The sequence below is a fragment of the Flavobacterium sp. genome (genome assembly GCF_031423415.1).
Lineage (GTDB): Bacteria > Bacteroidota > Bacteroidia > Flavobacteriales > Flavobacteriaceae > Flavobacterium.
Genome location: NZ_JANPFL010000186.1, coordinates 19,193 through 46,047, shown reverse-complemented (window position 1 = coordinate 46,047; position 26,855 = coordinate 19,193). Strand labels below are relative to the sequence as shown.

24 protein-coding genes are annotated in these 26,855 nt (G+C 29.7%); 1 reads left to right on the top strand and 23 read right to left on the bottom strand.

Annotated features, from left to right (window positions below):
• The coding region (locus RMO83_RS15895; protein WP_310558274.1) for an IS3 family transposase at positions 1 to 103 on the top strand (103 nt) is incomplete at its 5' end.
• A gap of 31 nt (positions 104 to 134) precedes the next feature.
• Here RMO83_RS15895 and RMO83_RS15890 read toward each other — a convergent pair.
• The 23 genes from RMO83_RS15890 to RMO83_RS15780 form a co-directional block, all read right to left on the bottom strand.
• Positions 135 to 395 carry a hypothetical protein gene (locus RMO83_RS15890; protein WP_310560683.1) on the bottom strand — a complete coding sequence of 87 codons (261 nt, stop codon included), beginning with the start codon at positions 393 to 395 and terminating at the stop codon, positions 135 to 137.
• An 11-nt stretch (positions 396 to 406) separates the two neighbouring features.
• On the bottom strand, positions 407 to 943 hold the full coding sequence (locus RMO83_RS15885; RefSeq protein ID WP_310560682.1) for a hypothetical protein: 537 nt from the start codon (positions 941 to 943) through the stop codon (positions 407 to 409).
• Positions 944 to 1,063: 120 nt separating this feature from the next.
• On the bottom strand, positions 1,064 to 1,861 hold the full coding sequence (locus tag RMO83_RS15880; protein WP_310560681.1) for a DUF5655 domain-containing protein: 798 nt from the start codon (positions 1,859 to 1,861) through the stop codon (positions 1,064 to 1,066).
• A 199-nt stretch (positions 1,862 to 2,060) separates the two neighbouring features.
• The gene (locus RMO83_RS15875) at positions 2,061 to 3,641 is read right to left on the bottom strand and encodes a helicase HerA domain-containing protein (RefSeq protein ID WP_310560680.1); all 1,581 of its coding nucleotides are present in this window, start codon (positions 3,639 to 3,641) and stop codon (positions 2,061 to 2,063) included.
• A gap of 12 nt (positions 3,642 to 3,653) precedes the next feature.
• Positions 3,654 to 5,657, bottom strand: coding sequence for an AAA family ATPase (locus tag RMO83_RS15870; RefSeq protein WP_310560679.1), 2,004 nt, complete (start codon positions 5,655 to 5,657; stop codon positions 3,654 to 3,656).
• A gap of 5 nt (positions 5,658 to 5,662) precedes the next feature.
• Positions 5,663 to 5,878 (bottom strand): DNA modification system-associated small protein, encoded by a 216-nt coding sequence (locus RMO83_RS15865; protein WP_310560678.1) that lies wholly within the window; start codon positions 5,876 to 5,878, stop codon positions 5,663 to 5,665.
• Between the two features lie 4 nt (positions 5,879 to 5,882).
• Positions 5,883 to 6,866 (bottom strand): RhuM family protein, encoded by a 984-nt coding sequence (gene rhuM / locus RMO83_RS15860; RefSeq protein ID WP_310560677.1) that lies wholly within the window; start codon positions 6,864 to 6,866, stop codon positions 5,883 to 5,885.
• Positions 6,867 to 6,887: 21 nt separating this feature from the next.
• Positions 6,888 to 9,233 (bottom strand): DEAD/DEAH box helicase family protein, encoded by a 2,346-nt coding sequence (locus RMO83_RS15855; RefSeq protein ID WP_310560676.1) that lies wholly within the window; start codon positions 9,231 to 9,233, stop codon positions 6,888 to 6,890.
• A gap of 3 nt (positions 9,234 to 9,236) precedes the next feature.
• Positions 9,237 to 11,120, bottom strand: coding sequence for a site-specific DNA-methyltransferase (locus RMO83_RS15850; RefSeq protein ID WP_310560675.1), 1,884 nt, complete (start codon positions 11,118 to 11,120; stop codon positions 9,237 to 9,239).
• A gap of 94 nt (positions 11,121 to 11,214) precedes the next feature.
• Complete coding sequence (locus tag RMO83_RS15845) at positions 11,215 to 13,485, bottom strand: DUF3987 domain-containing protein (protein ID WP_310560674.1); 2,271 nt, start codon at positions 13,483 to 13,485, stop codon at positions 11,215 to 11,217.
• Entirely contained in the window at positions 13,485 to 13,763 is a 279-nt protein-coding gene (locus RMO83_RS15840) for a helix-turn-helix domain-containing protein (protein WP_310560673.1), read from the bottom strand. Before RMO83_RS15840 ends, RMO83_RS15845 begins: the two co-directional genes overlap by 1 nt.
• Positions 13,764 to 13,766: 3 nt before the next feature.
• Positions 13,767 to 14,054, bottom strand: a complete 288-nt coding sequence (locus RMO83_RS15835; protein ID WP_310560672.1) for a helix-turn-helix domain-containing protein — start codon at positions 14,052 to 14,054, stop codon at positions 13,767 to 13,769.
• A 95-nt stretch (positions 14,055 to 14,149) separates the two neighbouring features.
• The gene (locus RMO83_RS15830) at positions 14,150 to 16,021 is read right to left on the bottom strand and encodes a hypothetical protein (RefSeq protein WP_310560671.1); all 1,872 of its coding nucleotides are present in this window, start codon (positions 16,019 to 16,021) and stop codon (positions 14,150 to 14,152) included.
• Between the two features lie 30 nt (positions 16,022 to 16,051).
• On the bottom strand, positions 16,052 to 17,278 hold the full coding sequence (locus RMO83_RS15825) for a phage integrase SAM-like domain-containing protein (RefSeq protein ID WP_310560670.1): 1,227 nt from the start codon (positions 17,276 to 17,278) through the stop codon (positions 16,052 to 16,054).
• Positions 17,279 to 17,642: 364 nt separating this feature from the next.
• Positions 17,643 to 18,284, bottom strand: a complete 642-nt coding sequence (locus tag RMO83_RS15820) for a DUF6266 family protein (RefSeq protein ID WP_159777610.1) — start codon at positions 18,282 to 18,284, stop codon at positions 17,643 to 17,645.
• A 1,131-nt stretch (positions 18,285 to 19,415) separates the two neighbouring features.
• Positions 19,416 to 19,955 (bottom strand): GNAT family N-acetyltransferase, encoded by a 540-nt coding sequence (locus RMO83_RS15815; RefSeq protein WP_310560669.1) that lies wholly within the window; start codon positions 19,953 to 19,955, stop codon positions 19,416 to 19,418.
• Entirely contained in the window at positions 19,945 to 20,103 is a 159-nt protein-coding gene (locus tag RMO83_RS15810; protein WP_310560668.1) for a hypothetical protein, read from the bottom strand. The genes RMO83_RS15815 and RMO83_RS15810 overlap by 11 nt, the downstream gene beginning before the upstream one ends.
• A gap of 156 nt (positions 20,104 to 20,259) precedes the next feature.
• On the bottom strand, positions 20,260 to 20,946 hold the full coding sequence (locus RMO83_RS15805; RefSeq protein WP_310560667.1) for a hypothetical protein: 687 nt from the start codon (positions 20,944 to 20,946) through the stop codon (positions 20,260 to 20,262).
• A gap of 12 nt (positions 20,947 to 20,958) precedes the next feature.
• A complete protein-coding gene (locus tag RMO83_RS15800; RefSeq protein WP_310560666.1) occupies positions 20,959 to 21,567 on the bottom strand; it encodes a hypothetical protein in 609 nt (202 codons plus the stop codon).
• Positions 21,567 to 22,535 carry a hypothetical protein gene (locus tag RMO83_RS15795; RefSeq protein ID WP_310560665.1) on the bottom strand — a complete coding sequence of 323 codons (969 nt, stop codon included), beginning with the start codon at positions 22,533 to 22,535 and terminating at the stop codon, positions 21,567 to 21,569. The genes RMO83_RS15800 and RMO83_RS15795 overlap by 1 nt, the downstream gene beginning before the upstream one ends.
• A 34-nt stretch (positions 22,536 to 22,569) precedes the next feature.
• Positions 22,570 to 24,315 (bottom strand): hypothetical protein, encoded by a 1,746-nt coding sequence (locus RMO83_RS15790; RefSeq protein ID WP_310560664.1) that lies wholly within the window; start codon positions 24,313 to 24,315, stop codon positions 22,570 to 22,572.
• Positions 24,315 to 25,841, bottom strand: coding sequence for an AAA family ATPase (locus RMO83_RS15785; protein ID WP_310560663.1), 1,527 nt, complete (start codon positions 25,839 to 25,841; stop codon positions 24,315 to 24,317). The genes RMO83_RS15790 and RMO83_RS15785 overlap by 1 nt, the downstream gene beginning before the upstream one ends.
• The gene (locus tag RMO83_RS15780) at positions 25,831 to 26,853 is read right to left on the bottom strand and encodes a DNA cytosine methyltransferase (protein ID WP_310560662.1); all 1,023 of its coding nucleotides are present in this window, start codon (positions 26,851 to 26,853) and stop codon (positions 25,831 to 25,833) included. The genes RMO83_RS15785 and RMO83_RS15780 overlap by 11 nt, the downstream gene beginning before the upstream one ends.
• Positions 26,854 to 26,855: the final 2 nt, after the last annotated feature.

Here is a 26,855-nt window from a genome sequence, read left to right as displayed (position 1 = left end):
GGAAATAAATGAATATATAAATTATTACAATAATGACAGAATCAAGTCAAATTTAAACAAAATGAGCCCGATACAATATCGAACTCATTATTATCAAAATTAATTATAAATTTGTCCAAACTTTTGGGTTCAGTCTAATTTTGCGGGTTATTAATATTATTTTGAAAAAAATATGCAATGTCAGGCCAATGAACCTTGACAGCTACCATTTCTTCTATAGGTAAATTCTTGTTACACAAATTTATAAACTCGTCATTTATAATAGAACTGATTAAATATCCATCAATACTTCCCTCTCTAGATAAAATTTCCAAACGAGACAATATTTCATTTCTAGGTGTAACCTTAATGAAATTTCTAATATTTTCTAATGCAATTTTCTTTAAATCTTCCATAATAAGCCAAATTAATATTCAACAATTAATTCAAACGTTTGCAAATGTATGTTTTCTTCTTTAAAGATACAAAAAAATGTAGTAGGATTTAATAAAAAATAACTTTTTGTTATTGGACTATAATTCATTCTTGACGAATAATCATTATTAAAATCTATACCTTTTGCATATAAATAAGGAAATAATTGATTTGTTGTTTTTACTTCTTCTTCAAATAATAGGGTTAAAATAGATCCTAAAAAATAATCTGGTAAATCTATATCACCTTCTAGAAATTCATCTACAACATCTTTTAAAAATGAAATACAACTACGATCAGTCACATCAAACATTCTATTTAAGTCAAAAACGATATCAGCTTCAAAAACGTAGTATTTGCTATTATATTGTTTTTTACCCCACCATTTAGCGTGTTTTAAATTATCATCCCAAAAATAATAACCTTCACCAAAATAATTATTTTTATTTGTACCTTTAATAGGACCAGAAGATAAAATATCTTTACTATTACCCTGATTTTCTAAAGTTTGATGACAAATATGCCCCATAATTATTTTCTTTCTAATTACCAGAAATTAAAAACCTCTTTTTATTACTATCAACAAAACTAATGAATTTATAAATATTTATTGAGAATTATTTAAAGTCTTAAATAACTATTGATACCGTTACTTAATAACTTGTTTTATTAAACTCATAATATACTCCAAGTCATTATCGTTTTCAATTTGAATTTGATAATCCCCATTGCCACGATGGCCTATATTAGATACGTCCTTTACTAAACCTTTAGGGTCGTCTAGTGTGCCTTTTTTAGCATTTATAAAAATCTTTAATCCTTTTTTCTGCATTTCTATATCCGAAATATTACTTCCTTTCTTGAAAGCTATGTAAAATTTTTGTGGAATGATTTCTATGTTATCTGCTAGATTTAATATAGAGGCTTTAAATTTTTCATATAATTCTACGGTAGTATCCGAGCCATTAGTAAGATGGTCTTCTTCTGTGTAAACTTTGATATTTTCTTTTACTTCTTTTAGTTTATCGCTATTTTCTAGTAGTGGTTTTATACTTTGCGCGCCACTGCTTTTCTTTATACTATTGATACTAATAATGTTGTTTTCAAATTGTTTAACTTCCCATAACTCTATACCAAAATCTTTAAAATCACTAGCTGATATTTGATTTTCTGTAAAACTTGGAGAAACAAATGCAACCCTAGATTGTGACCAGTCAACATCTTTACTATGTAATGTGTCTTTTAGTGTTTCATTGTAGGTTAATATAAATTCTGCTTTGTTTTGAAGCATTAAATTTAAATACGTTAATCCTTGATCAACAACACTATAATTTTTATCCCTTTTATATTCAATAATAATAAATGCATTCGTTTGCTTATCAAATGCTAAAGTATCGATACGTCTATTTTTAATTGAGAATTCCGACCGTACTAATTGTAACCCCATAACTTCTTGAAGATTATTTTCAAAAACATTTTGAATATCTCTTTCTAATTTAAAAGCTTCTCCTTTACTTGATTTAGTTTCGAATTACTGTTATTATATAAAATCATATAATTTATTTATTGTGTCATACAACTTGGGTGACATTAATTATTTTTTCCTTTGTTTAAATACTACAAATACAATAGAATATGTATTATTTCTATATCAAATGCCTTACCTTAATTTTCTTAAACTTCTTACCAAACCCCATTAAAACGGCATCATTATTTTTGATAATTAATTCTCCTTTTTGAAGTCCTGCAATGGCTTGTTTTATTTCTACTAAATCGTTTCCTGCTACACCATACATATCTTTTAAAACGCTATCGTTAATAGATTGCTGCTTCATTATTAATGGATATTGAGCATTGGCATAGAAATCAAAATGTTTGCTTTTGTAGGCATCCATATTTTGAGTTGCCAGAATGATACTCATTCCTTTGTTACGACCTACGGCAATCAAATCACGAAGTGGTTTGTTGTCAAATCCTAGCATATAATGGGCTTCATCGATAATTGTGAAGTGTCTTAATTCTACTTTTTCTTTATCATTGGCTTGTACTGGAAGATTTTCATAGATGGAATTTAGTTTTGATACTATGAAATATACTATCGCTTTTCCGATTGGACCATCATTTGGGAATTTGTCCATTTTTACTATGAAACTGTTTCCAATTAAGTCGATACGGTCTTCGTTAGTAAATAAATTAGAACGCTCCAATTGGTTAAGAACAGCTTTTACACTATCTGTTTTTTCTCTATCTTTTGGTGGCTGAAGTTCTGTATAACTTTCAATAATTTGAGTAAAATTAATTGGTTTGCCTTTTGTCTCTTTGTAAGTATTTATTATAGCAGAGGAAAGTCTTTCTCCCATATTAGCACTAATAGTTGCCTTATCGATAGACAACAAAGCATTAGCCAGTTCTGTTGAGTATAGATTGATTTCGTTTTGTGTTTTACCTACAAAATCTTTGAATGGTGTAAATGGCAAAGGTTCTACCATTGGATCTAAAATAGCCGAACGGTTTACTTCAAAATGTTGCAGCCAATTATTATTAGCTACATCAGAAAACTCTCCTTTGTAATCGAAGAAAAGGAAATTAACTGGATAATTACTTTCAACTGATAGAGAGCGCATTTCGTTCATTAAAACAGCTAAAAGGTTTGATTTTCCTGAACCCGTTGAACCTGCAATAAGAATTTGAGTGTTGGTTACATTTTTGCTATTCATATCTAAATAAGCACTAATATCCCCATCATAATTTCCAATGTTTAGGTTTAATAATGGTATTTGGCCTGCTTTTATTGAAGCTGTTGTACTGACTTTTAGCCATTCGTGTAATGTGTCGCCTTTCATCAGCATATCAAAGCCTCTGAAAATCTCCGCATTAACGACTTTACTTTTTGTAATGTTATCTTCCCAATTTATTTCTAAATCGTGGTATCGTAACTTTATCATTGAAGACAGCATTCCATTTAGATTGTGAACCGTAAATAGTGTTGGATGAATACTGTTGGACGACATTTGAATACTGAGTACTTCTTTGTTTCTTTTCTCATTATCGGATAAACCTGCAATCAAGCAAATACGCATCAGTTTTGCATTACCCTTTGGCGTAACATTTTTATGATTATCGGTATAGTTTTTTAAATTGATATGTTTTTCCAAGCGTTCTCGCAAATCATTCATTTTTGAATTTAATGCTTCCGCTTGTCTTAAACCAGTTTCTATTGCTGCCATAATTTCTTATTATTAATTTTCAAAATAACCTTCAACTACTTTTGTCAATTGGTTTTCCTTATCCCTAACGAGCGTGAACTTTTTTGAAATAAAGTTTTCAATTTTACTCAAATCAATATTTTTTCTAATTTCACTATCGGTGCTCAATAAAATAGTTTGATGTGATAATTTAGGGAAGTAGTTTTCGAGTAATGAGGCTCTACTTTTTTCATCTAAATAACCAAAAACTGTATCAATCATTACTGGTGGATTGTAATCTCCATAATAATGTAAAGATTTTAAAAGTACCTGGATTATTATTTGTTTTGAAGCTGCATTTAATTCATCAAGATATATTTCATTTCCAGCTTTGTGATAAATTTTGAATGAAAGATTACTTAAATCCTCTGACAATACCACACGATCAATCTGATTTTCATAAACTACTAAAGTTGTATTTAAATCGTTTTTCATTGCCTCTTCAATACGTGCTTTTTTGTTTTTTAACAACGCATTGGAAATATTTGAAAATAATGGACCTAATTTTTTCAGTACTTCTAATTTAGGATTTGGTACTTCATCATCAGACAAATCAAATCTTTTAATTTTTTTGTCTAGAAGCTCCATATCAGACTGATAATTTTTGATAGCTTCCTTGTACTCTTTTATTTTTAATTCGTTAGCTTCAAAGTTCTGTATCGTTTCTTCGCCACCGCCCATATCATTTTTCCTTAAATCCAATAACTGAATTTTCAAATTAGGTAACGTAGTCAATTCTTTTTCTAAACTACTCTTTTGCTGTTCGAGTGTGTTGTATTGATTGATGCTTGACCAACCTAACAATTGTTCAAAATGAGTTATATCGTTTTTGTCAATATAATCGTATTCCGTATCCTTGTTATTTTGTCTTGATTTTTTAATAATGTAATCCGCTAATTTATTTTTTTGTTCAGCAGTTAATTCGGCAATTATTAAATGATGTTCTTTTAAGAACTCTAATACTTTGTCTGAAACTTTGCTGATGTGTTCCGGCTCAATAAAGTCACTATTATTTTGTTGGCTTTTCTCGGAAAGTATTAATTCAATTTCGTTTTGAACAATGGTTATGAGTTTCGGAATGAAAACCTGAATTTCAATATCATTAAGGAATTTTTCAGATTGGTCAATAAAAAGGGTTTCCTTATTTAAAATATCCTCAATCTTTCTTTCTACAATTTGAATTTGCTCCTTGATATTTGCTTGAAAGTTTTTCCCTTCTTTAGCACTTTCATAGAATTCTTTTTGAGCCAATGAATAACTCAAACTTCTGTCATACTTTACTTTAGTTGCATCTATTAAATCCTGGTATTTTTTATGTTCTTCTAAAAGGTTTTTGTATTGAATTCTTTCTTCTTCCACTTCGATACTTTGCGCAATGTATTCCTGCGTTAGTGTATTGGTTGCATTGCCTAGTTGAATGTACTTATTGAAACCCATCACGTTTTCAATATTTTCTTTGATAACACGATTTAGGTATTCGTCTTTTAACAAATTACCTGCTTCCATTGCATCAAAAAGGAAATACTTACTTAATTCTTGTGGTAGATTGGCTTTGATGATTTTATTTACTTCGGCTTCTTTCTTTACTCTTTCAGCGTGTGGCGTAGCCGTTCCATAATTAAAAACATCACCGTTAAGATTAAGCATTACGGCTTCTACTGGATTATTTTGTGCATTGAGTGTATATAATCGCTTGATTATGTATTTGTAATCATTGTGCAATACTTTTCCCGTAAAGTGAATTTCTAACTCAATTTTGTTGCTACTATTACCAGAACTTTTAGCCCTTTCTCCGGCATTTTGCAGTTTGTTAAAGTGTTGTTCATCTTTTACTTTTAAACCATACAACGCACTATAAATGGCTTGAAATAAGGTGGTTTTACCACCACCATTTTCTCCACCAATTAGTATAATCGGTTGCTCTTCATTTACGGTTAAGTCCAAGTCGAGTTCTCGATAGGTTTTAAAGTTTTTGGCAATTATTTTGGTAATGAGCATAGTACTTATATTTTGTTTAAAGCTTTTTCGATAATTTTTTCAATCTTTTTGCTGTCAATATCTTCGTTATTGATTTTAAGATTGTGGAACTCTTTTAGTATGTTGTCTTCTAACCATTCAAAGCCTAATCCTTGTTCTTCACAGAGATTTTTGATGATTTCCATATCGTCTTTACGAATACCAAAATGTATGAATGTTGTGTCTAGCCCTTTGTTTATCATAACTTTATTTTTTTAATCGTTTGATATCTTCTTCAATTTCCTTTAGACTTTGCTCTTTTTCAATAGCAGCTTGTTTTAGTTTGTATTTTTCAAACTCGGTTGCTGATTTTTTTAAAGCTCTATCGTGACTTATTTTACCAGCGTGTGTAAGTAATTCTCTTCCATTGAGTTGCAAAATGCCGTCTAATCTTGCAATCCAATCTTTCATATACATAGGAGTTTGTTGTTGTGCCATAGTTTCGGCAAACGCCAAATATTGCTCTACCAATAGTCCAAGTAATTTCATTTCGTTTTCATCAAGGTAATTTTTTGCGATACTTACTTCTTGTTTTGTTACCGATTTTGCTTCTTTTTTATCATAAGAAAGCATCCCCATTAATGGCAAACTGGCATCTACTCTTCGATATACTAACTCAGCTGCCGTGTTTTGAGAGATTGCCCAAAGCAATTTATTTTGTACGACTTTAAAAAATGCTATTGTTTTTTCATCCTTTGGATCATAATCAATACTTGTCGTGTAAATGTCCTTTATTTTTTGATAAAAGAATTTTTCAGATAAGCGAATTTCACGAATACGGCTTTGTAATTCATTAAAATAATTCATTGAATTACCCGATTTGAAACGCTCATCATTCAATGCAAATCCTTTAACAATATACTCTTTTAGTCGTTGTGTAGCCCATATTCTAAACTGTGTTCCTTGTATTGACTTTACTCTATAGCCAACAGAAATGACAACATCAAGATTGTAATAATTAGGTGTTTTTTGCTGAAATTCGGAAATTCCGAATTTGTGTAAAGATGTTGCTTCGTTAAGCTCTCCTTCTTCAAAAATATTTTTGATATGCTCATTGATGGTTGACTTTGCTTTACCAAAAAGTACCGCCATTTGATCCTGGGTTAACCAAACTGTTTCTTCTTCTAAGCGAACATCAATTTTGATATTACCCTCTTGGTTTTGATAAATAAGTATTTCGCCAGTATTCATATTACTATATTCTTTTTTTTATTAATTGTTTATTTCAGCAGGATTAAAAAAACTCCAACCAGTTAAATCATTGGTGTCATTAATTCTAAATAATGGATATCTAAATCCTGGTATACCACCATTATCATCAGGAATTAATACCCCTCCAATAAGTTCTCTATTTGGATTTAAAATATTCTCTTTATCCATAAAATCCAAAAGAGCATTATGTTTTCGTGGAGCATCAATATCAGAGCGTTTTGTTTTTGTATCAAATAATCCAATTTTATTGGACTTAAATTTTATTACAAAATCAACATAAAATAATTTTAGCTCATTGTGAATGTTAATGTAGTCAACTGCAAAATGTTCGCGACCACTATCACCGTTTTTGTACCACCACTCAATATTATTTTCATTTCTAACTAGAAAATTTTTAAACTCTTCTTCGGGACTAGATGCTGTATTACCTTCAAAAAAAGGATCTAAAGCGTGACTATCAATATCCTGTCTGTTATAATTCTCATTGTAATATCTAATTTCAGGAACTTCCCAATTTGATGTTTCTACACGTCTATTGTCATTTCCTCTAGCTTTTTGCCACATATCAAAACTTTCTAAAGCAGCAACAATATGTTGTACTAATAATTCTCTATTTTGAGGAAATAAAAATATTTTACGAGCATCTACTTCAAATATTCCTAAATAATATTCAGCAAAATGTATTAAAGTTTCACGTAACTTTTTCCAACTTTTAGAGCGGTTTAATCTTGTAATATTATCATAACAAAACTTATCAAACATCTCCCCAAATTGAGCAGTAGTTATAGCAAAGTGTTGTATTTGATTACTGTTTAAAGCGATTGAGTTTACTTCATAAGGATCTACTTCAATATCAGTTGGAATATGAATTTGATGTTCATCAATTTCAAACTCCCAACCATTTTGAATTAATGCTTGTTTATTTTGTTCTATTTGAGTTTTTACTAATTCTTGATTTTGTGGAGTGAACAAGTCAACATCTGGCAATTGGGTGATGCTATATCTTTGTTCCATTACTGAGAAAAATTTTTGCTCAAAAATGGATGTTAAAACACCTGATGATGGTCTATCATTTACAATCGTAGCAGTCGGAATTATATCAAAAGTCCAATTATTTTGAGTTCTACGTTCAGCAACTTGTTTATCGAAAAAATCATTGTCTGATGGAACAAAATTTATTCTATTGGTTTCAATATTTGAATATACATAACCATAGTTTAATGCATCATTTTTATAATGTTTTTGATGTGGCATTCTTAATATTCTTCCCACTGTTTGAATACCAAAATTTGGGCTATTAATAGTTCTGTAACTTACCAAAATAGAAGCTCTAGGACAATCCCAACCTTGAGCAATGGCTTGTTTGAAAATTAAAACATCTTGAAGACCATTCATATCTTCTAAACCATCTTTATTTCTTTCTCCAGATAACCAAACAGCTAATTTTCCATTATTTGTAGAAACATTATATTCCACATTTAATAAACCTTCAAGTGCTTCTCTAATTGACTTATCTTCTTCTGACAAAGAAGAATTTTCAGAAGGTAATTGTATTAGAATTAAAGGATTAATTATATTTTCGCCTAATTCATCATTATACAATTGTTCCAATTCTCTTTTCTTAGCAAATGCAGTTCTCAATAAATGGATGTGTACATTATCGCCGTTTTGTTGTGCTGCATCCAATCCAATATTTATCCTAACTCCCTTTTTTATCATTTGCTCCTCAATCACTTTTTTACGAGATATGGAAACCGTTCTTTGAGGTCTTTGAAATGTTGGAGTTGCAGTTACAAGTACTTCTACATTAGCTTGTATCAAATTTCTAACTGCTATAGCCTGAGCTCCTGTAAACGCACTTAAATGTGCTTCGTCAATCACTAATATAATTTGAGTTCCTTCGGTTTTTGTGTTTTCAATTAATGTTTCTAAATTAGTATTTGTTTCGTTTTCTCTACGCCAAAGGTTTTTTACTTTATCGACAGCACTCCAATTTACAAAGAGTAAATCTTTATTATTCAGCACCGGATTACCTGACAAATTATTCAGATCAATACAGTTTAATTTATTAGCATCAGCATATAATTTTTGTAAAGATTGGAAACTTTGAATGTGTAAAGTGTTTGGTGCAAACCATATAAAAGCTACATTATCAGTTAAACCAGATTGCATCGGTAATTCTTCTACTATGCGTTCAATTAAAGAAGCCATCATAACTGTTTTACCAGAACCTGTTGGAGCTTCTAATAAAATCTTTGTTTGTGGTTGTACTTCGCTCAGTGCGTCAAATGTGTGTTCTAGTAAATTTTTAACCGCTTTTTCTTGAAATTCCTTTAATATAAACATAATTTATTCTTCATCTTGGTTATCAAATAAGGTGCTTTCTCCATCGACATCATCAGTAATAGTAATAACAACCATAGGTTTTTTATCTAATTTAAGTGTTCTAAAAGTTGCTCTGTAAGCGTTGTAAATTGCCTCTGGAAGTGGAACAGCATCGATTTTATCTTGAACATCGTAAAAATCTTCTAAAAGCGTTTCTTTCTCAGGGCTAAAAGCATATAGTTTAACTTTTTCGGTTATTTCTAACCCTTTGATATAATTAGTTAATTGTTCGCAAACTGCATTTATTTGACGAGTATGATATACTACAACTAAATATTTCCCTTTGCCATTTGTAAACATACCGCAATGTAACCTATTGAAACCATCCTTTTCGGTGACGTCTTGATAGCAATCTTCTTTTATACAAATTAATTCCGTACTTGCTTGAGTAAGTAATCTTTTATTTTGCTCAGTTTTTGAACTTGGAACGAATTCACTTTTAAAATACCTTAGATTATTATTTTTCAAACCTTCAATTACAATTCCTTTAGTATTGGTGTAACCCTCAATAACTCTCTTATTTCTTTCATAAGTTACTGCTTGACAAATACCTGAATTCTCAAATTCTTCAGTCCCTTTTTCTATACCTTTTTCTAAAAGATCCTTTTCTGTTTTTGCATCAATTTCATTATTTGTTATTATAATACTTTGACGATTACCTCCGTCTTCTGCATTAAGTTCCATAGTTGCGTGAAGTGTGGTTCCTGATCCTGCGAAAAAGTCAAGGATAATAGAATTTTCTTTAAATGAGAGTAAATATTTTATTAAACTTACTGGTTTCGGGTAGTCAAACATTTTTTCGCCAAAAATTTCATACAAACTTTTACCTGCTTCTTCAGTAGTATCAACACCTACACTTTCATCAATTAAATTGGGAGGTACCTCTTCTGAATAGTTTTGTTTTTTATAAGAAATAACAGTTGTTTTTGAGCAATTAATAATTGTTGAATTTGCTAATTCTTCATCTAATTTGGGTTGTGTCCAAACAAATCTATTTTCAAAAGAAACTTCATTTGTGTTTGTGTAATTTTCAACTATTAAATCATTTAATAGTTTATTTGGGTATTTTTCAGTACCATAAATACCTGCTTGGAGCTGAAAATTTTCATTCTTAAAATTTATTGTTTTTGGAGGAAATGTTAATACTTTTAATGTATTCTGAGGTTTTGTAATCGGATCATCGCTCTTGCTATCTTTTTGTATTCCTTTATATTTAGTATTGTTCTTATTTTTTTCATAACCCAATATAAACTCAACATTCTTTTTTATCTTGTGTGAAAGATTTGGAGGTGTTGCAGATTTGAACCAATTCCATTGACCAACAAAATTACTTTCACCAAATATTTCATTACAAATGAGTTTTAGCTGTCCAACTTCATAGTCATCAATTGATATAAATATAGCTCCATTATCACTCAATAATTGCTTTGCAATCCTTAATCGTTTGTCCATAAACGAAAGCCATTTGCTGTGGCGGTAACTATCTTCTTTATCTACAAAACTGTCATTGTATTTAAAATCTTTATTTCCTGTATTGTATGGTGGATCAATATAAATTACATCTATTTTACCTTCGTGAGTAAATGTTAATGCTGTGAGCGCGTGCAGATTGTCGCCTTCAATCAAAATATGGTTTGGGTTGTCCTCTCCATTTATAATTGCTTTCTCTTTTACTTCTTTTAAAACTGGTAAATTATCACGTAGTTGTTCTTCAACATCTTCGGGTTTGTCTTCCCAAACTAAACCGTATTTTTTCTTGGTATTCACCAAATTAATTAAATACGCACGTTCGTCTTGAGTTACGCCGTCTAGTTGTTTTATTTTTGAGATTAGATCTTGTTTGTTCATAAAAAGTATTGGCTTTATAACCTGCTAATATAGGAAAAAATGGTAACTGTTAAAAGTTATGACATTATAAGATAAACAACACAAAACAAACTATTTAGGTTTTTTCAAAATAGCCTGGTTTTGTAGAGTTCAGTAAATTGCCCTTGCATTTCTTTAAAATATCATCTACGGTTCGTACTGCAATATTGAATTTCTTACCTATTTCTATTGCCTCATCTCTTTTGAAACTAGTAGGAAGTGCTTCAAAAAATTGTTTTTTATACGTATTGGATTTAAAAACACCTTGTTCTTCTTGTTTGGGTAAATTATTGAACATTATAATGCTGTGTTGCAAATAGACTTCTATCAAGACAAGCGCACTATCGAAATCAACGTCTAGACATTGTACATCAGTTGCTTTGCCCTGTGTTTGGTATTTTCGAATGGTTGTGAAAATCATACAAAAACGATACAATATAATTCCTAAACGCTTGACCACACTTTGAGCATCCTCTGAGATAAAAGTACGTATTTGATGCAGGTATTTTTCAAAAGTAGGATTGAATTTGTTCCATTGTTCTTCAGTTAAATTGATTACTGTTTTTCCATTTTCGAGGAATAAAACCATTTCATAGACTGCGTTTGAAAGCTTAGCAAAATGTTCGGTTAGATTGATTTGGTTTCCAAAAGGAGAAGGATCAATCCATTTGCTTTCTGATTTAAAAATGTAGAATAAAAAGCGACTGAACAAGCCATCTTCAGCAGAAGTTATGATGTTGAATACTTGTTTTGGTGTTCCTGATAAGGCTACTGCCAATTGTGGATTGTCGATTTCGAAATACTCATTGTTTGTTTTTCGGGAAATGGATATTTTTTCGTGGTGGAACGCTTTGCGAAGCAAATCGGAATAAGAGCCCCAATCGTTTTTGAATGTTTGTCCTAGTGTATCAGCTTCGGTTTCGCAAATAATCCCTGTACCGTCGTTGCTTTGCAAATGTTGGATAATCTTTGCGTTACTTGTATTGGCAGGAATAAATACAACTTTGAAAGGTGGTTCTTCTGGAATTTCTTCTTGTGAAGTGTCGTCTTTCTTTTTGAACCTTTTGGCGTGCTTGATGGCTTCTAACTTTTTGTTGTATTCTTTTTTTTGTTCGCTAGAATTTTTAAGGATTTCGCTATGGTATTTATCTGCTAATTCTTTGGACGATTGTAATGCTCCTTTGCCTGATGCTGCTGGTGCCAAGATAAAACAAAATAAATGCGGATAAACAGTTCGTCTGCCGTAAACTCCTGATACATTTGGCATACAACCCGAAAGGATAGTTAATGCACCTGTTAAAAAAACATCTCTTTCTCTAGGTTCTGTGAATGCTTCTGCACCTTGTTTTAATATTGGTGGCAAGTTATCATATACCAATTGTGGAATGAGTGGCGAAGTGGTTAAATACATTTCCTCGTCTTCGTTTTCTTCTTTTTTGTTGGGATTACTTGAAGTTGAGGTAAAGTCTTGTTTCTTGTTTGCATAGTTTGCAAACTTTGCAAAGTCTGCAAGTTGATGTTTGTATGCGCTATTGACAGATGCTTTTATTCTTGCTACGTCAATATCAAAATTAGTAATGCAATAGTCTAAAGTATCGTGTTCATAAATGCCGTAACGATTGGCATTACAAGCAAATAAATAAACGAAATTGTTGCGATTTCCTTTTTGATATTGTTCTTTTTGCTCTGTAAATTTTAAGCATTTGTCTAATAAATCATCTGTTGATTGGCTGTTTATAATTGGTTTGTGAACTGGAATGTTAGTTGCTATTGTTTCTTCTTTTGTAACAAAAACAGTAGCATTTTCATTTAAAAATAATTCTTCATCACAAGAAACAAAACACAATCGGGTTATGTCTTTGCATTTAACATCAAATTTATACCCCGATAAATCCTGATAAAAATGTGCAATTTGATTGTAAGTAATTGTATGTTGTTCTGCATTAGAGCTTACTTGAATGAACACTTTTAAACCTTCTCCACTTGGACTGATAAACGATGCAAAAGTGTATTCGCATTGGTTTATTATTGGCACCAATTTTTCAATTTCTATTGATGGAATATTATCAAAATCTAAACATACTATTTGAGAATAGGTATTTATGTTTGCCTTTGTTCTGCTCGCTCCAAAAGTCCCAGAGGTTGTAAATGCGAGTAATGTGCTTTTGATTTCTTCGGCTTGTTTTTCATCTCCTTTATGCAAAGCATATCGGATTGAATTAATATTACTATGGTGTTTATCAGATTTTATTTCTTGTAGAATTTCTAAAAGATTTCTTTCTCCCAATTTTGTTTTGAATTCTTGATACACACTGACCATCAGTTTGTTGTTTGCTATCTCTTTCATTATTTCTTTGGGGTATAATTGTCGTTAATGAGTTTTTGAATGTCTGATAGTTTATAGTAAAACTTACCGTTTACTTTAGCAAAACCAATGGTGTTTTTATCTCTCCATTCTTGCAAGGTTCTTTTACTCACATCCATTACTTTCATAATTTCACGACTATTGAAGATGATGTTTTCTGGATCTAAAATCCCTCCCATTTTCATATTGGCTACAATCAAAGTAACTTGTTCGTCAATTCGGTTTAGCACTTTTTCGGCTTGGTCATAGAAGTTGTCCATTTCTTATTTTTTTAATAAGGTTAGACATTCCATCAACTCGCTTCTTTTGTAATAACGGCGCGCACCTATGCCGTAGGCTTTGACTTTGCCATTATTGGTCCACGCCCAAAGCGTGCTGCTGTCGATTTTGAGAAATTTACAGGTTTCATCCCTTGAGAGTAATTCTTCGGAATTGTCCTTTGTTTGAATTTCTTTTTGAAATTCTTGAATTCCGTTTCTAACGGATGTTCCTATCAGTTGTTGAAGTTGTTCAACTGTTAGGGTTTCGAGTAAGATTGCATTTGTTTGCATAAGTCCTGTATTTTTTAATGTTATACAGGACAAATTTTTCGGGATATATTTTGTAGGTAGGTTTGGATATTTTGAGATATACGTATCTCTTTGAATTACAGATTATTATCTTTAATATATAATTCTACTTCCTTTTTATTTATAGTAATTTCTAATACTATCTCTTTCCAATTATTTCTAAAAACTGAAATTTTAATTTTTTTAGATGAAATAAGTCCGAAATGGTCTTTTACAAAATTGTAAAAACTTTGCCCTGAATTATTGCATCTATCTTTTCCAATTTTAATTATTTCGTCTTTTTTAAAATTACCATCAAAATCTTGTGGAGGTTTTTTCCCTTCTGCTAATAATTCAAGAATATATGTAAGAGCTTGATATTTTGCTGGAAATTTTTTAGTGTTTTTATCCTCTAAAACCTTGGAAGCTATTATATTATTTGTTACTGTTGAACTGTAGTATTTTAGAAAAAATGGTTCGAACACAAGTGGATTGCTGAGTATTATTTCCCAAGCTTTATAATATTGTCCTCCTTGAAAACCCCATTCTATAAATTCATCATTGCTAATATACCTGCCTTTTCTATCTTTAATTGCTTCGTGATTTTCTGTTATATCTCCAAAATAACCGTTTTTGTATTTTGCATTTAGAACATAGGAAAAGATTTTTAATGCTTTTTGTTCTTGCGGCTCTTCGATTGTTGTTTGTTTTTGGTTTAGGTTTTTTTCAAAATCAATATATCCTTTTTGAAATGCTTTTGCATATTCATATAGATACAACTCAAGAGGACGATTGTCCAAAAAAATATATGTTTTATCTTCAATTTTAGAGAGTAAATTAAGATAATTTTCTTCAATACAATAATATTCAATTATAGTTTCACCTGGTAAACTATCAAACGGACCTAAATCATAGGAATTTAATATTTCATCATCCTTTTCGTTTAAGTACAAATGTTCGAAATTGCCAATATTGTTATAAGCATTTAAAATTGATATTGGTAAAATATTTTTATTATCTAAAAAAATGCCATCAATATAAGTGATGTCAACCTTTGGTTCTTTGCTCTTTTCTGAATTGGCATTGTTTGAAACTGATACATTATCCTCTTTACTTTTATTTAAATGTTCATATACTTTTTTCAAAGAAATTAAATATTCGAAGCCATCTATGGGAGCGTGAAAAAAATCATTACAATAATCAATCATTAAATTGTTTAAGTGAATAAATTTGGTGGAATTTTCCTTTTCAACTGGACTAAAACCAAAAGCATTATAAACAGTTTTGTATTTCCCGATATCTCGTATGAAAGTCTTTACTTTAGAAATTTCTCCTTCACTTAAATATACAAAAGATAAATTGTTCTCATATGTATCTATTGCATCCAGAATAACATCTTCTTTAAAAGAAAACATAAATTCGCAAATCAAGTGATTATAAACTGAATTAAATTCATTTAAAAACAAATCATAAGTATCTGAAGTCGTAATACTTTTAATCTGATTAATTGTACTAAAAAGAGACAAATTATTGTGCAGGATGTTAATAAACAAATCTTTTATTTCCGGTGAACCACAACTGTTTAGAATTGGATTATATATATTTTTTTCTGCGATGGATGTATTATTCTTTTTGTCTATCAAAAACTGAAGGATTTTAGAAAATGATGTATTGTATTTAGTGCTTAACTCGAAATTGTAACTATCACCCAATGATATTGCTTCGTTTATTTCTGGGATTAATAGTTCACAATAACCACCATTAATACAATATTGTGGACCATACCCATAATCACCAATCTCAAGGTTAGAATTATCATAACATAAAGAATAAAATTGCATTTCAATTTCAAGAAACATCAATTCATCGAAATCCTCGTGTTGATTAAGATACTCTTTAAGTAAAATATTGTAATTGTTTTGATACTCTTTGAGAGTATAAAATATTTTTTTGTTTTGAAAGTTTACCATCAGCTTATAAAAACATTAAATTCAAAAGTATTAAAAATAACTCGTTAACTCCATTGCAATATCTTTGTTGCTTTTTCCAATATAGGTTAAAAACATTGCTTCTGTAGTGTGTCCAGTGATATACATTAAAAACGAGGTTGGTATAATGCCGTAATTATTTGTTGCAAAGGATCTTCTTCCAATATGCGAAGATACTAATTCGCATTTTTCATAATCCTTTTCTACTTTCTTTTTTGTTTCGTGGTCAAATTTCACACCGTGTGTTGGTTCTTCAATTTTCGCTTCTTTGCATACTTTCTTGATATGCTCATTGTATTTTTGGTCTGAAATCTTTTTTGGAAAATTACCATTGTATTTTTTGAGTATTTCCATTATTTTTTTGTGTAATGGAATTGTCATAATCTTATCGGTTTTGACTTGTGTAAATTCAATTAAGGGCTTAAGAACTCCTTTTTTGTCTTTCTCATATCTAATCATAGATTTGTCAAAACGAAGGAAATCAGAAACCCTTTGGCCGCAATAACAGCTTATCAATAACCAATCACGAGCATTTTCTAACCCTTCCGTTAAATCTTTACTTTCTATCTTTTCAATGCTTTCAATTTCTTCTAGGGTCAAATAGATATTTTCAACTTTGTGGTATTTAGCTTTGATGCTATCGAGTTGATGATGCGTTTCTACTCCGTTTGCTTTTGCGTGTCTGCAAAATGTTTTAATAAAACGAATGTTTCTTGCTGTAGTGTTTGGAGCATAACCAACACTAATGCAATATTTCTCAAAATCCATTTTGAATTTTGCATCTATATCACGTATATATAAAATTGATTTGGTATGTTTTTGATAACGCTGCACCAGGTGTTTTATAACATTGCATTTTGTTATAGTGCTGCTTTTTACATCGCTTCTTTTGAATTCAATAAAGGTATCAATATAATCCACTAATTTATCTGGATGCTTATCTGCTACTTGTGGTGGATTTACAAAATCTTTTAGCCATTGAGTATTAATCTCTATATTGCTACTTTTTTTATTGTAGTATTTAAGTAATTCGCTTTTTAAGGTAGTTAAATCGGAATTAAGATTTGCATTATCTATATCTTTTAAATCTTTAGGTTCTTGCTTTATTGCACTCCAATCTGAGGGATTAATGCTATAATTAGTTTTAGCCATTACATCAATATTTCTCCCATCAGAAAGTCTTATGTAAATTGATGCAGGATTGTTTTTAGACTTTAATAATAGTTTAATTCGTGCCATAGTTTGAATATTTGATTGCTTTATCAAATATACAAAATCTAAAATACTTTCCCAACATCTTCCCAACAATTATCAAAATATATCCAAAAACATCCCATCTGTATAGATTTTTATAAAAATAAAAACTCTGTAAAGTATTGATTTTATTGACTTTTTGTATATAAATAGGATTTTTTGATTTTTGGGAGTTTGTCTAATTGCAGTCCCTCTTTCTCCGCAGAATTAAAGCCCTAACGATTGATTATCAATTAGTTAGGGTTTTTTATTTACTGAATATCTCCACATTATCCCCACAATCATTATATTTTGAGCATAAAAAAACCACCATTTTACAGGTGGTTCTTGAAATAAGTATCTAATAATTTTATGAAGCCGTACCAGAGCCGATATAGATACTATTTGATAATTGTGTTTCTTCTGCGTTCATAAACGAAATAAACAACTGTAAATCATCTCCAGCATAACTATTAGGTATAATCACCGTTTGAGATAAATCTGCCCTTGTAGCTCCTTCTGTTAAGTAAACGCTTTCTCCTTTTAAAGGATTGTAAGCAACTACCATAACTTTATCTGTTGCCAAAGCATTTCCATCTGTTGAATTATCATCCCAACTAAACTGAACTTGTCCAGGTGTTGTTAAATCAAATACTGGGTTTAATGCTCCTGCAAGATTTCCTCTTGACAATAACGCTAAAGAATAATCAATTTCAAAATCAGGAGAAACTCCGATAATTGCATTATTGAGAATGAACGACATCGCACTATTAAACTGCGACTTCTTTACAGCATAATTTTTATAACCAATCTTAATGAAATTTAAGTTAGGTTGTAAAAACCTCAACACTAAAGCAAATTTTGTTCTTTGATTTACTTGCAATAGCGTTCTCGGATTGGCTACACTTTGAGGTTTAGCTCTAATATAATCAATTCCTTTCCATCTTGCACCAACTACGTTGGCTACCTTACCCGATACTCCCCCAAGAATACCTCTACCAATTTTACCCATTTTTATATAATTTTAAGATTAAAAATTCAATTTTGTGGACTTGGTACGGCTTTGGTATTGATTTTAACTATAACAAATTTATTATTTAAGTATGATTTAGTTTTAAATTGAAACTATATTGTTAAATTTTGTTTCTATTTAGTACTTATTGTTTGTTATTGATTTTCATTTTTAAAATAATCGTTGGTTTATCAGAAAAAAAATCCAAGTATGCCTAAACTTACAATTCAGAAACCAACATTCGGATAAGACATCAATTTGAGCTGTTTTTTTTGAAAGAATGCTTATCGGAAATGTTCTTTTGAAAGCAGATGTTGTGGCATTCTTTCAAAAAAAATTGCATCCATAGGGGTTTGGGGAAATGGAAGATTTCCCCAACTGAACTTACCGAGTGCGTTGGCAGTAGCGAAACAAGGGTATAGTTTTTTATTTGCTTACCGTAATGTTTCTGATTGCTTTTATAGTTGGCTTGATGCTTCAAACATTCCTTTGAAAACGTATTTTCATTTTAAATGCAAATGTTGTTTAGTATCGAATAGCATCAAGACAGCTTAAAAGCAATTTACTACTATCGTTCTGGCAAATAAAAAACTATACTCTTGTGGGCAAATTTGATTTTTGAGGATGCCTGATTGTTCTTGTGAAATGGATTATTTCTATTTATCGGAAACGTTGTTCAGATATGATATGGCATCTTCAAAAAACAATGAAAATACTGTTCCTATTTCGGGTGGGTGCGTTGGCTGTGGCGGCTATTTTACATAATGAAATTATAGTTTCTGTGTGGCTGGGGTTCAGCCATACTGAACTATAATGTTGCCTTCATTATGTAACATAGCTTGGGAGTGGTTTTGGCTTTCGAGGGTTGGAAACAGCTCTTTACTTTTTTTATTAAACAAAAAAAACAATAATAAAATCTAATAAAAAAAGTAATGTGTTGTTAGAGCGTTGGGAAAAGCCAAAACCACAGGAGCGTTGGCAGAGCGTTGGCTTGGGTGGGTGCAAAAAGGTCAGCGATAGCGTTCCTATTTTTTTCTTATATTTTCATTAACGAAATGAAGCAAACAAAGATGTGAGTTTAGGAATACTTGGACTAAATGAGGATTTTGTGTAGATGAATGAGTTAATTAATTAAGAAATTGCCTCAAGATTATAATACATCAATCTCGTATCAGATTTTTTATCCCTACTTGATAGGTATTTAAATCCCATTTTTTCATAAAATGTTAGTGAATCTCTATAAGCATCAACAGTGATAAATTTACATCCTGTTTTATTTTTGTTTGTGAATAATCCTTTGGTAAAGTTTATTATTTTTCTACCATAACCTCCACCTTTCTGATAATCGATATGAACAGCTAAACGGCCTATTTTAACAGCTGGATAACTTTTATAATGACTCTTTTCTTTAGGAAGTAATATACCTACTCTTGCTGCAAATTTTTCTATACTACCATCAAGATCAGTATGTGATATTTTATCATTTAGATAATTAAAATATGCTATCGTCTTTTCGTTGTCTTGAATTAAGTAAGTAACAGCAATTAAGTCTTTAGAATAATTTTTAGCATCATCAAAAAGAAAGCCGTTCAAATCAGTGTCTCCACAATCGAACGGCAATATATTAGTTTCAGGCTCAAGCCTAATTAATTTAATATCTTTAGATTCCAAATTCAGCTAAACTCATTAGTAATTCGTAATCTTCTTTTATTTCTTCTTTCTCTTCGTTAGATACTTTCTTTACTTCTTTGTTTTCTTTTACAAATGTATCAGCATCTTTACCACAAAGAAAAGGTGTTTCTTTTATTGGTTTTGCCATAATTAATTGTTTTTTGTTAGTGTATGAAAGCTTTTGCAAATGTATAAAAAATATAATACATACAACATTATTTTTTTGTTCTACATCAGTAGCACATTTATCATATATTTATTTAACGTATTTATTTACTATAAGTTACAAATGAAACGTTAAAGTTTAGTTGTCTTTATCAAAATCATATTTTATGTCTTTAAAGACTTCTTTAAGATAGGCTACTTTATTTGCCGTCTCATTTAACGATGGCTTTGAGTATTCCTCTATTTGTTTACCGAATGCGAATTCAATTTTTGAACTAATCTTATTTATTTCTTTGGCAATTTTTTGCAGCTCATTTATTTGCTTATCTAACTCTTCTTTAGTTAAGCCTTTATATTGGTAATCTAATTCATAATTTCTACAATCTAATGCGTTGTAATCAAATACTAAATTTTCTTCATCCAATTGTTTAAAACCTACATTTAAAGCAACTTTTAATGAATTTTGATAATTAATTACTCCTATTTCATTTCGTTTTATTGAAATTTTTTGCACCACACGTGGCATTTCTTCAAGAATATGAGGTAATATAACCTGTTTTAATGCTGTTGATAAATGCCCTCTTTTGCGATATTTTGGCAGTATCACCCAATGTAAATCGTGTGTCATATCTAATACTGCACCAACATATTTATCATTTTCTTTAATTAAAAAATATGTATATGGAATATGACTATCTGAAAAACCATCTTTATACCAAATATGTGCTAATTCTACATTTTTACCAATGCCTACTTTTATGCAATCTTTAAAATCAGGATAGCGGTTTAGTTTGTCTATTAGTTGTATAATGGATTTGTCTGTCAATTGGTAGAATAATTAATTATTATCGTCATCATCATCTTCGTTTCTAATTAATTCATTTAACTTAAGATTTTCAATGTCAATTTCCTTTGTGTAAAGAATATTGATTCGTTTTAGAATTATAAATAAAATGAGAAATATATCAATTGTATATTTATACAAGAATAAACCTAAAATAAACTGAATGAAATAATTAAAATCGTTGTTAGTTAAAACACAAAAAAAGTCATTTAGAGTTTCGTTAGTTAGAACTAAAATAGTAGATAAAAACAACACAATTAAAGCCTTTACCGATATATATACTGAAAATGATACATTGTATAATGTTTCTTTAAGTAATTCTAATCTGATTTTCTTTTGTTTATGTGTTATTTTTAAATTCTCTGATGAAATACTGGAAATAAGTAGTACCAGAATATTTAAATAAAGTCCAATTAAAATAGAAAAACAAATTCCAAAAATATTTTTCACATCATTATCTGGAACTTTAATAAAAATCAAAGCAATTGCTGCAACTATTGGCAGGAAAATAAATTCTATTTTATAATTTGAATTTGTCTTTCCGTCTGCCAAAGAGGACTTATGACCAAGTATAACATTTTTTATATTTAGCTTTGAATACATTATAATATATTTAGTCCAAAACTTCTAATTAATTTCTTTGCTTCTTTATTTATATCTTTAAACTCTGAAAAACCTTTACTATTATCTGAAACTTCTATGTTGTAATAAGGTCTTATTTTAAAAGTATCATCTAAATCAATAGTTCTTGTATTTCCATCTTTAGTTGCGATTACCTTTACATTAGTATTGTCATCGAACCCTATATTTTTAAAATCAGTACCTTCAAAAAAACCTTCGTTATTTTCTAAATTTTTCAGAATTTTCTTTTTGGTACTAACTGGGATAATTGAATTTTCTAATGGTACAATTCGCATTTCTACTTTATATTTTGAGCCATCAATATAAGTTCCTAAATATTGTTCAGATTTATCTTTAGAAACAATTTTTTGACTTAAAATAATGCTATTATATTGACCATTTTCAAGATACTCTTTAATAATTTCCGATTCAACGAAGTTGGTTAATTTAGTGTTTAATTCTGACAAGTTCTTGTGTATAAATTGTTTAAAAAGTCTTTCAAAAACACTTTTGGCAGAATGCTTACCTTCTCTTTCTAAAACTATATAGCCATATTTTAAAGCCAAAGGAACGATAACCATAAAATAATAAGGACGTTCGACAGATTGACCTTTCTTTTTGGTATATAAAACAGTTTTGTCTTTGTTGTTTTGAACAACATCTTGTTCTTTACCATCATCATCACCAATCATAATTTTTCCAGCTATATAACGCATAGAATCATTAGACTTGAAAATACTTTCTATTTTCCCATCAATCTCTTTTTTTTCAATCTTTGAAGTTTTACCGTCTATTTCTTGAGGAGGAAAAGTGTCTACAAAATTGGCGAATTTATTTTTCAATTGAATATATAAATCGTTACCAAAAACATCTTCTAAAATTAAATTTTCTGTAGGCTTTCTGTTGGGATGAGCTATAAAAGTATAAACTTCTAATTTTCTGTTTTCCATATTTTATTTATCTAATTTAAAACTTTATAAAAAATTATATTAACTCTAATTCCGAAAAATCCACTCTTTCAAAATTCGGTGATGAAAAATAGGTTTCTCTCAAATGTTTTCCTTTATTATAACTATCCGTAAAATATTCTTTTAACTCAATATCAGAACCATTTACAGCAAGTATTAAACGACTGTCATTTGATTTTGAAATATAAACTCTACCTGTTAAATTTCTGAATTCTGTATCTATAAATTGCTTCAATAATTCTTTGCTTTCAAATTCTGTATGGTAAAATTTAAACAAGTTTTGCTTTTTTAAATAGGAAACAAAATTGGTTCTGAATTTCTTATGAATTTCAACTCTATATTTTTCTAATTCAAAAGAACTTTTATTGGTATAAGATTTTAAAACAAAAAGAAAATTTATCGAATAGTGATTGACAAACAAGGAATCTCTATCAAAAATCCTTTCTTTAAAATGATAAGAATGTTTAATTCCCTTATCAAAATCGATTGCAAGTTTATCATCATCAAAATTAAAAATATCGGTTACCACGCCTTGAATAAAAAAGTTTGGAGTAATGTTATATCCTTCAGTTACTTTATCCCTGTATCGAATGTTATTGTTGATTTTTTTGCCCTCATTCAATAAATCGATATTGAATTGAATTACATTCTTGGCATAAGTAAATTGCTTATAGATTGAATTCTCTTGAACTTCATTATTGGTTTTATAATACTTTGAATCTCCAATGTAAAAAATACTTTCGTCACGATCAATTAAAGAATCGTACTCGAATAAATGGTCAATAATTTTACCATCTTTATTTTCTTTCAGTTTTTTAAGCGAAACCCCTTTGCTTGTTTCTTTGGTATCGATTTTCGACGTTATCAGCTTATCAATCATATCCTCAAATATCAAATGATAATACTTGACCATAATAAAATCTTCATTCTTATTCTGAATTGAAACTTTATTCGATTTTGAAAAATACAATTCCAATAATTTATACATTTTTACTAATGTATCTGAAAAGTATTTGTAGCGTATCTTCTTTAATATTTTTGGAGCATTGGCAGCTAATTTTTTATAAGCACTTCCTTTGGCAATTGTATAAGATTCATCAATTTGTATGCTGAAATTATATTCTGTCTTTAAATGATATAAAACCGAATAAAACATACATAACAATTCTTCCTCTGTATCGATATATTTTTTCTTTACATTGAGTTCTGAATAAATTGGTATTCCCTCATTAGTAACAAAAGGATTTGATTTTCTTACCGTTTTACCCCAATTAACCTTTTTATGCTTTGCTGAAGTTTGTTTTTTATGAATGAATAGAATGGTGTTTTTATTCTTCTTATGAAAGTTTACAAAGCTTAAAACAATATCCAAAAATGAGTATTCATTTTCGCCTAAAGAAGAACTTAATTGCAATACATCGCCTTTTGATTGAATGGTGTTTTTATATCTTACCCTATATTCAATTAATCCTTTGTAGAAAATTATTAGAAACCGTTTTAACCAGTTTAATTCATCTTGAGATTCTATTACATCATCAATACTATTTTCAGCAAATAAATCTTTAGGGTATTTATTTAAAATTAAACCTTTTGTATCAATAAACACTTTTGGTAGTAAATAAATTACTTCATTATCGATACTATGGTAATATCCCACATTATCAATAATACCTTTAACACCATTAGGCATATAAAATTTATCGCCAAAAATGGGTTTTAGAATGTCTAAAGAATAAGATTCTCCTTCAATAAATATCCTCATTACTCTTCTTCTGTTGTAGTTGGTTCTGCTATATTTACATCTATTAATTTCAATCGTTCTTCAAGAATATAACTAACTAAATTATTTGAAGTACCATTCTCAAAAAAGCTTGTATAGGTTAGGTTCTTACCATCGGCTGACTTGAAAATAGTATTTTCTTCATCTTTAAAAACATCATTCCACAAGTAGAAAATAACTTTGTTTACAAATGTGCTTTCTGTAATTACTTTTCCAGAATTTTGAGCATCAATAAACCAATTTCCTATTTGCTTGTCTTGGCTTTTAGTAATTTCAAATATTTCTTCATTGATTACTTTTAAGAAACTTAACCATTCAAATGCTTTGCCATTATCTAATTGAATTGTAAAATCTGAAAATTTACAATCTGTATCAATTGGAACATAAATCCAATCCCATCTTCTTTTGAATGCACTATCCATAGGAAACAAAGATTGGTCAGAAGTATTCATTGTTGCAATTATCTTTAAATTGTTTGGGAAACGAAGTTTACCATTTTCAATACCTGGATGATTTGCTCCAAATCCTTTTTCACTTAATAAATACTTGCAAAGTTCTTCTTCAGCAGTAACTTCATACTTACTAAAACCATCTTTGTCTCTATCTAATAATTGAAATAAATCTCCAAATATTTCAGCACAATTTCCTCTGTTGATTTCTTCTATTTGCAAGTAGAAAGGTTTCGTTTCATCAGCAGAAACTAAATTTTTCCAAGCATCAACATAAATTTTAGTGAAAATTTGAGGTACAAATTTGTAAGCAATTTTATCTCCGTCCATTGTTGGTTTATAACCTCCTACAAATGAGTGGTAATCATAATCAGGATGAAAAGTTACTTTTTGTACTTCTTTACCATTAGTTTCAATGTCTGCTCTATGAGATTTTCCTGTTCCGGGTGAACCATAATATATTACGTTGTTTACATCTTGTGAGCTTGTTGATACTGTTGGAGTTATAACATCATCCGATGAATTATGTATTGATTGGATATTTTCTATGTAATAAAAAATGTATTCAGGTCTAAAAGTACACACATAATTATTTTTAAAATTATGTTTATACAAACCATTAAATCTTGCTTTCTGTAACGAATCTATATTTAATCCTCTTATACTTGGGTTTCCAGGATAATTTGTATCAGGATCAATATTCCAACCTGCAAAAACAAGATTCTCTAAAACATCATTTGCTTCATAGCAATACACTCCTAAAATAATACTTGGATTTGGATTTGCTCTTGGGTCTTTACCATTTAATTGGATTTTTTTCTCCCTATCGTTTCTCTCCTCATTTCTGATGTTACCATAATAAACAACAATGTTTTTTTGTGTATTATTAACGGTATTACGATATTCAATTGTCCATTCGCAACCATCATTACTTATGGATGTACATTCATATACACCTTGTGAAAAGAGTTGTGTTAAGATAGCTTTTTTGTCTGCAATTGACTGAACAGCAACATCATATTGAACAATTTGTGATTCTAAATTTAATTCATATCTCATAATCGGTCTTTATTTTATTTGCGAATATTTCGGCTAATTTTGAAGGAACAGCATTACCTACTTGTCTCCACTGCTCTTTAAAATTGCCTTCTAATTTATAATTATCATCTATTGTTTGAATTCTTTTTATCTCTTCAATTCTCAAAAATCTATTTTTCCAATGGAAAGGACCTTGATTATTTGAAAAACTCGCTTGTATAGTCCAAGAGGGTCTATCAGGTGTTAATTTCAATAAAAAAGTCCAATATCTCGACTTCCATTCAAACAATGGTTTTGGATGCCCTTTTTTTTCTGTATAAAAAAGATAGTTCTCGCCAGGAGGAATATCTTTCATTAAACTATGATGCTTTGAACCAGGTTTTTGTTCTAATTCTTCTTCATTAATATTGTCAAAATCACTAATAACATCACCACAAGTAACCCAATTACTTTTACCCTGCTGTTTCTTTTCTGGGTCACAATGAGTTTCAAGAGGAAATTCGAATTTTGGTAATTCTTTTTTTACTCCTACACAAATAAACCTTTTCCGAGTTTGCGGTACACCATAATTTGCTGAATTGACAACTTTATATGTAACATTATATCCAAGTTCGTCAGATTCACTTGCTAAATAATCTAAAGCATCTTGATGAGTTTTATACATAAATCCATCAACATTTTCAAATAAGAAAAATTTAGGATTCACTTCTCTTATTACCCTAAAATATTCTGGAACAGCAAATCCAGCTTTCTCATCTTCAAATCCTTTCTTTTTATCTTGAAGATAATGCCTTGCCTGACTAAATGGAGGACAAGGAGGACCACCAATAACACCTACAACCTTACCGTTGTATTCCTTAAAATCAATGTTTCTTATATCATCATTTATTACCAAATCCGATAAGTTATTTTTTTTTATGGTTTCACAAGCAACATCCCATACATCAGTAGCAAGAACCGTTTTAAAACCTACACTTTTAAATCCTAAATCCAAACCACCACACCCTGAATACAAACTAATTATCTGTGGCATAT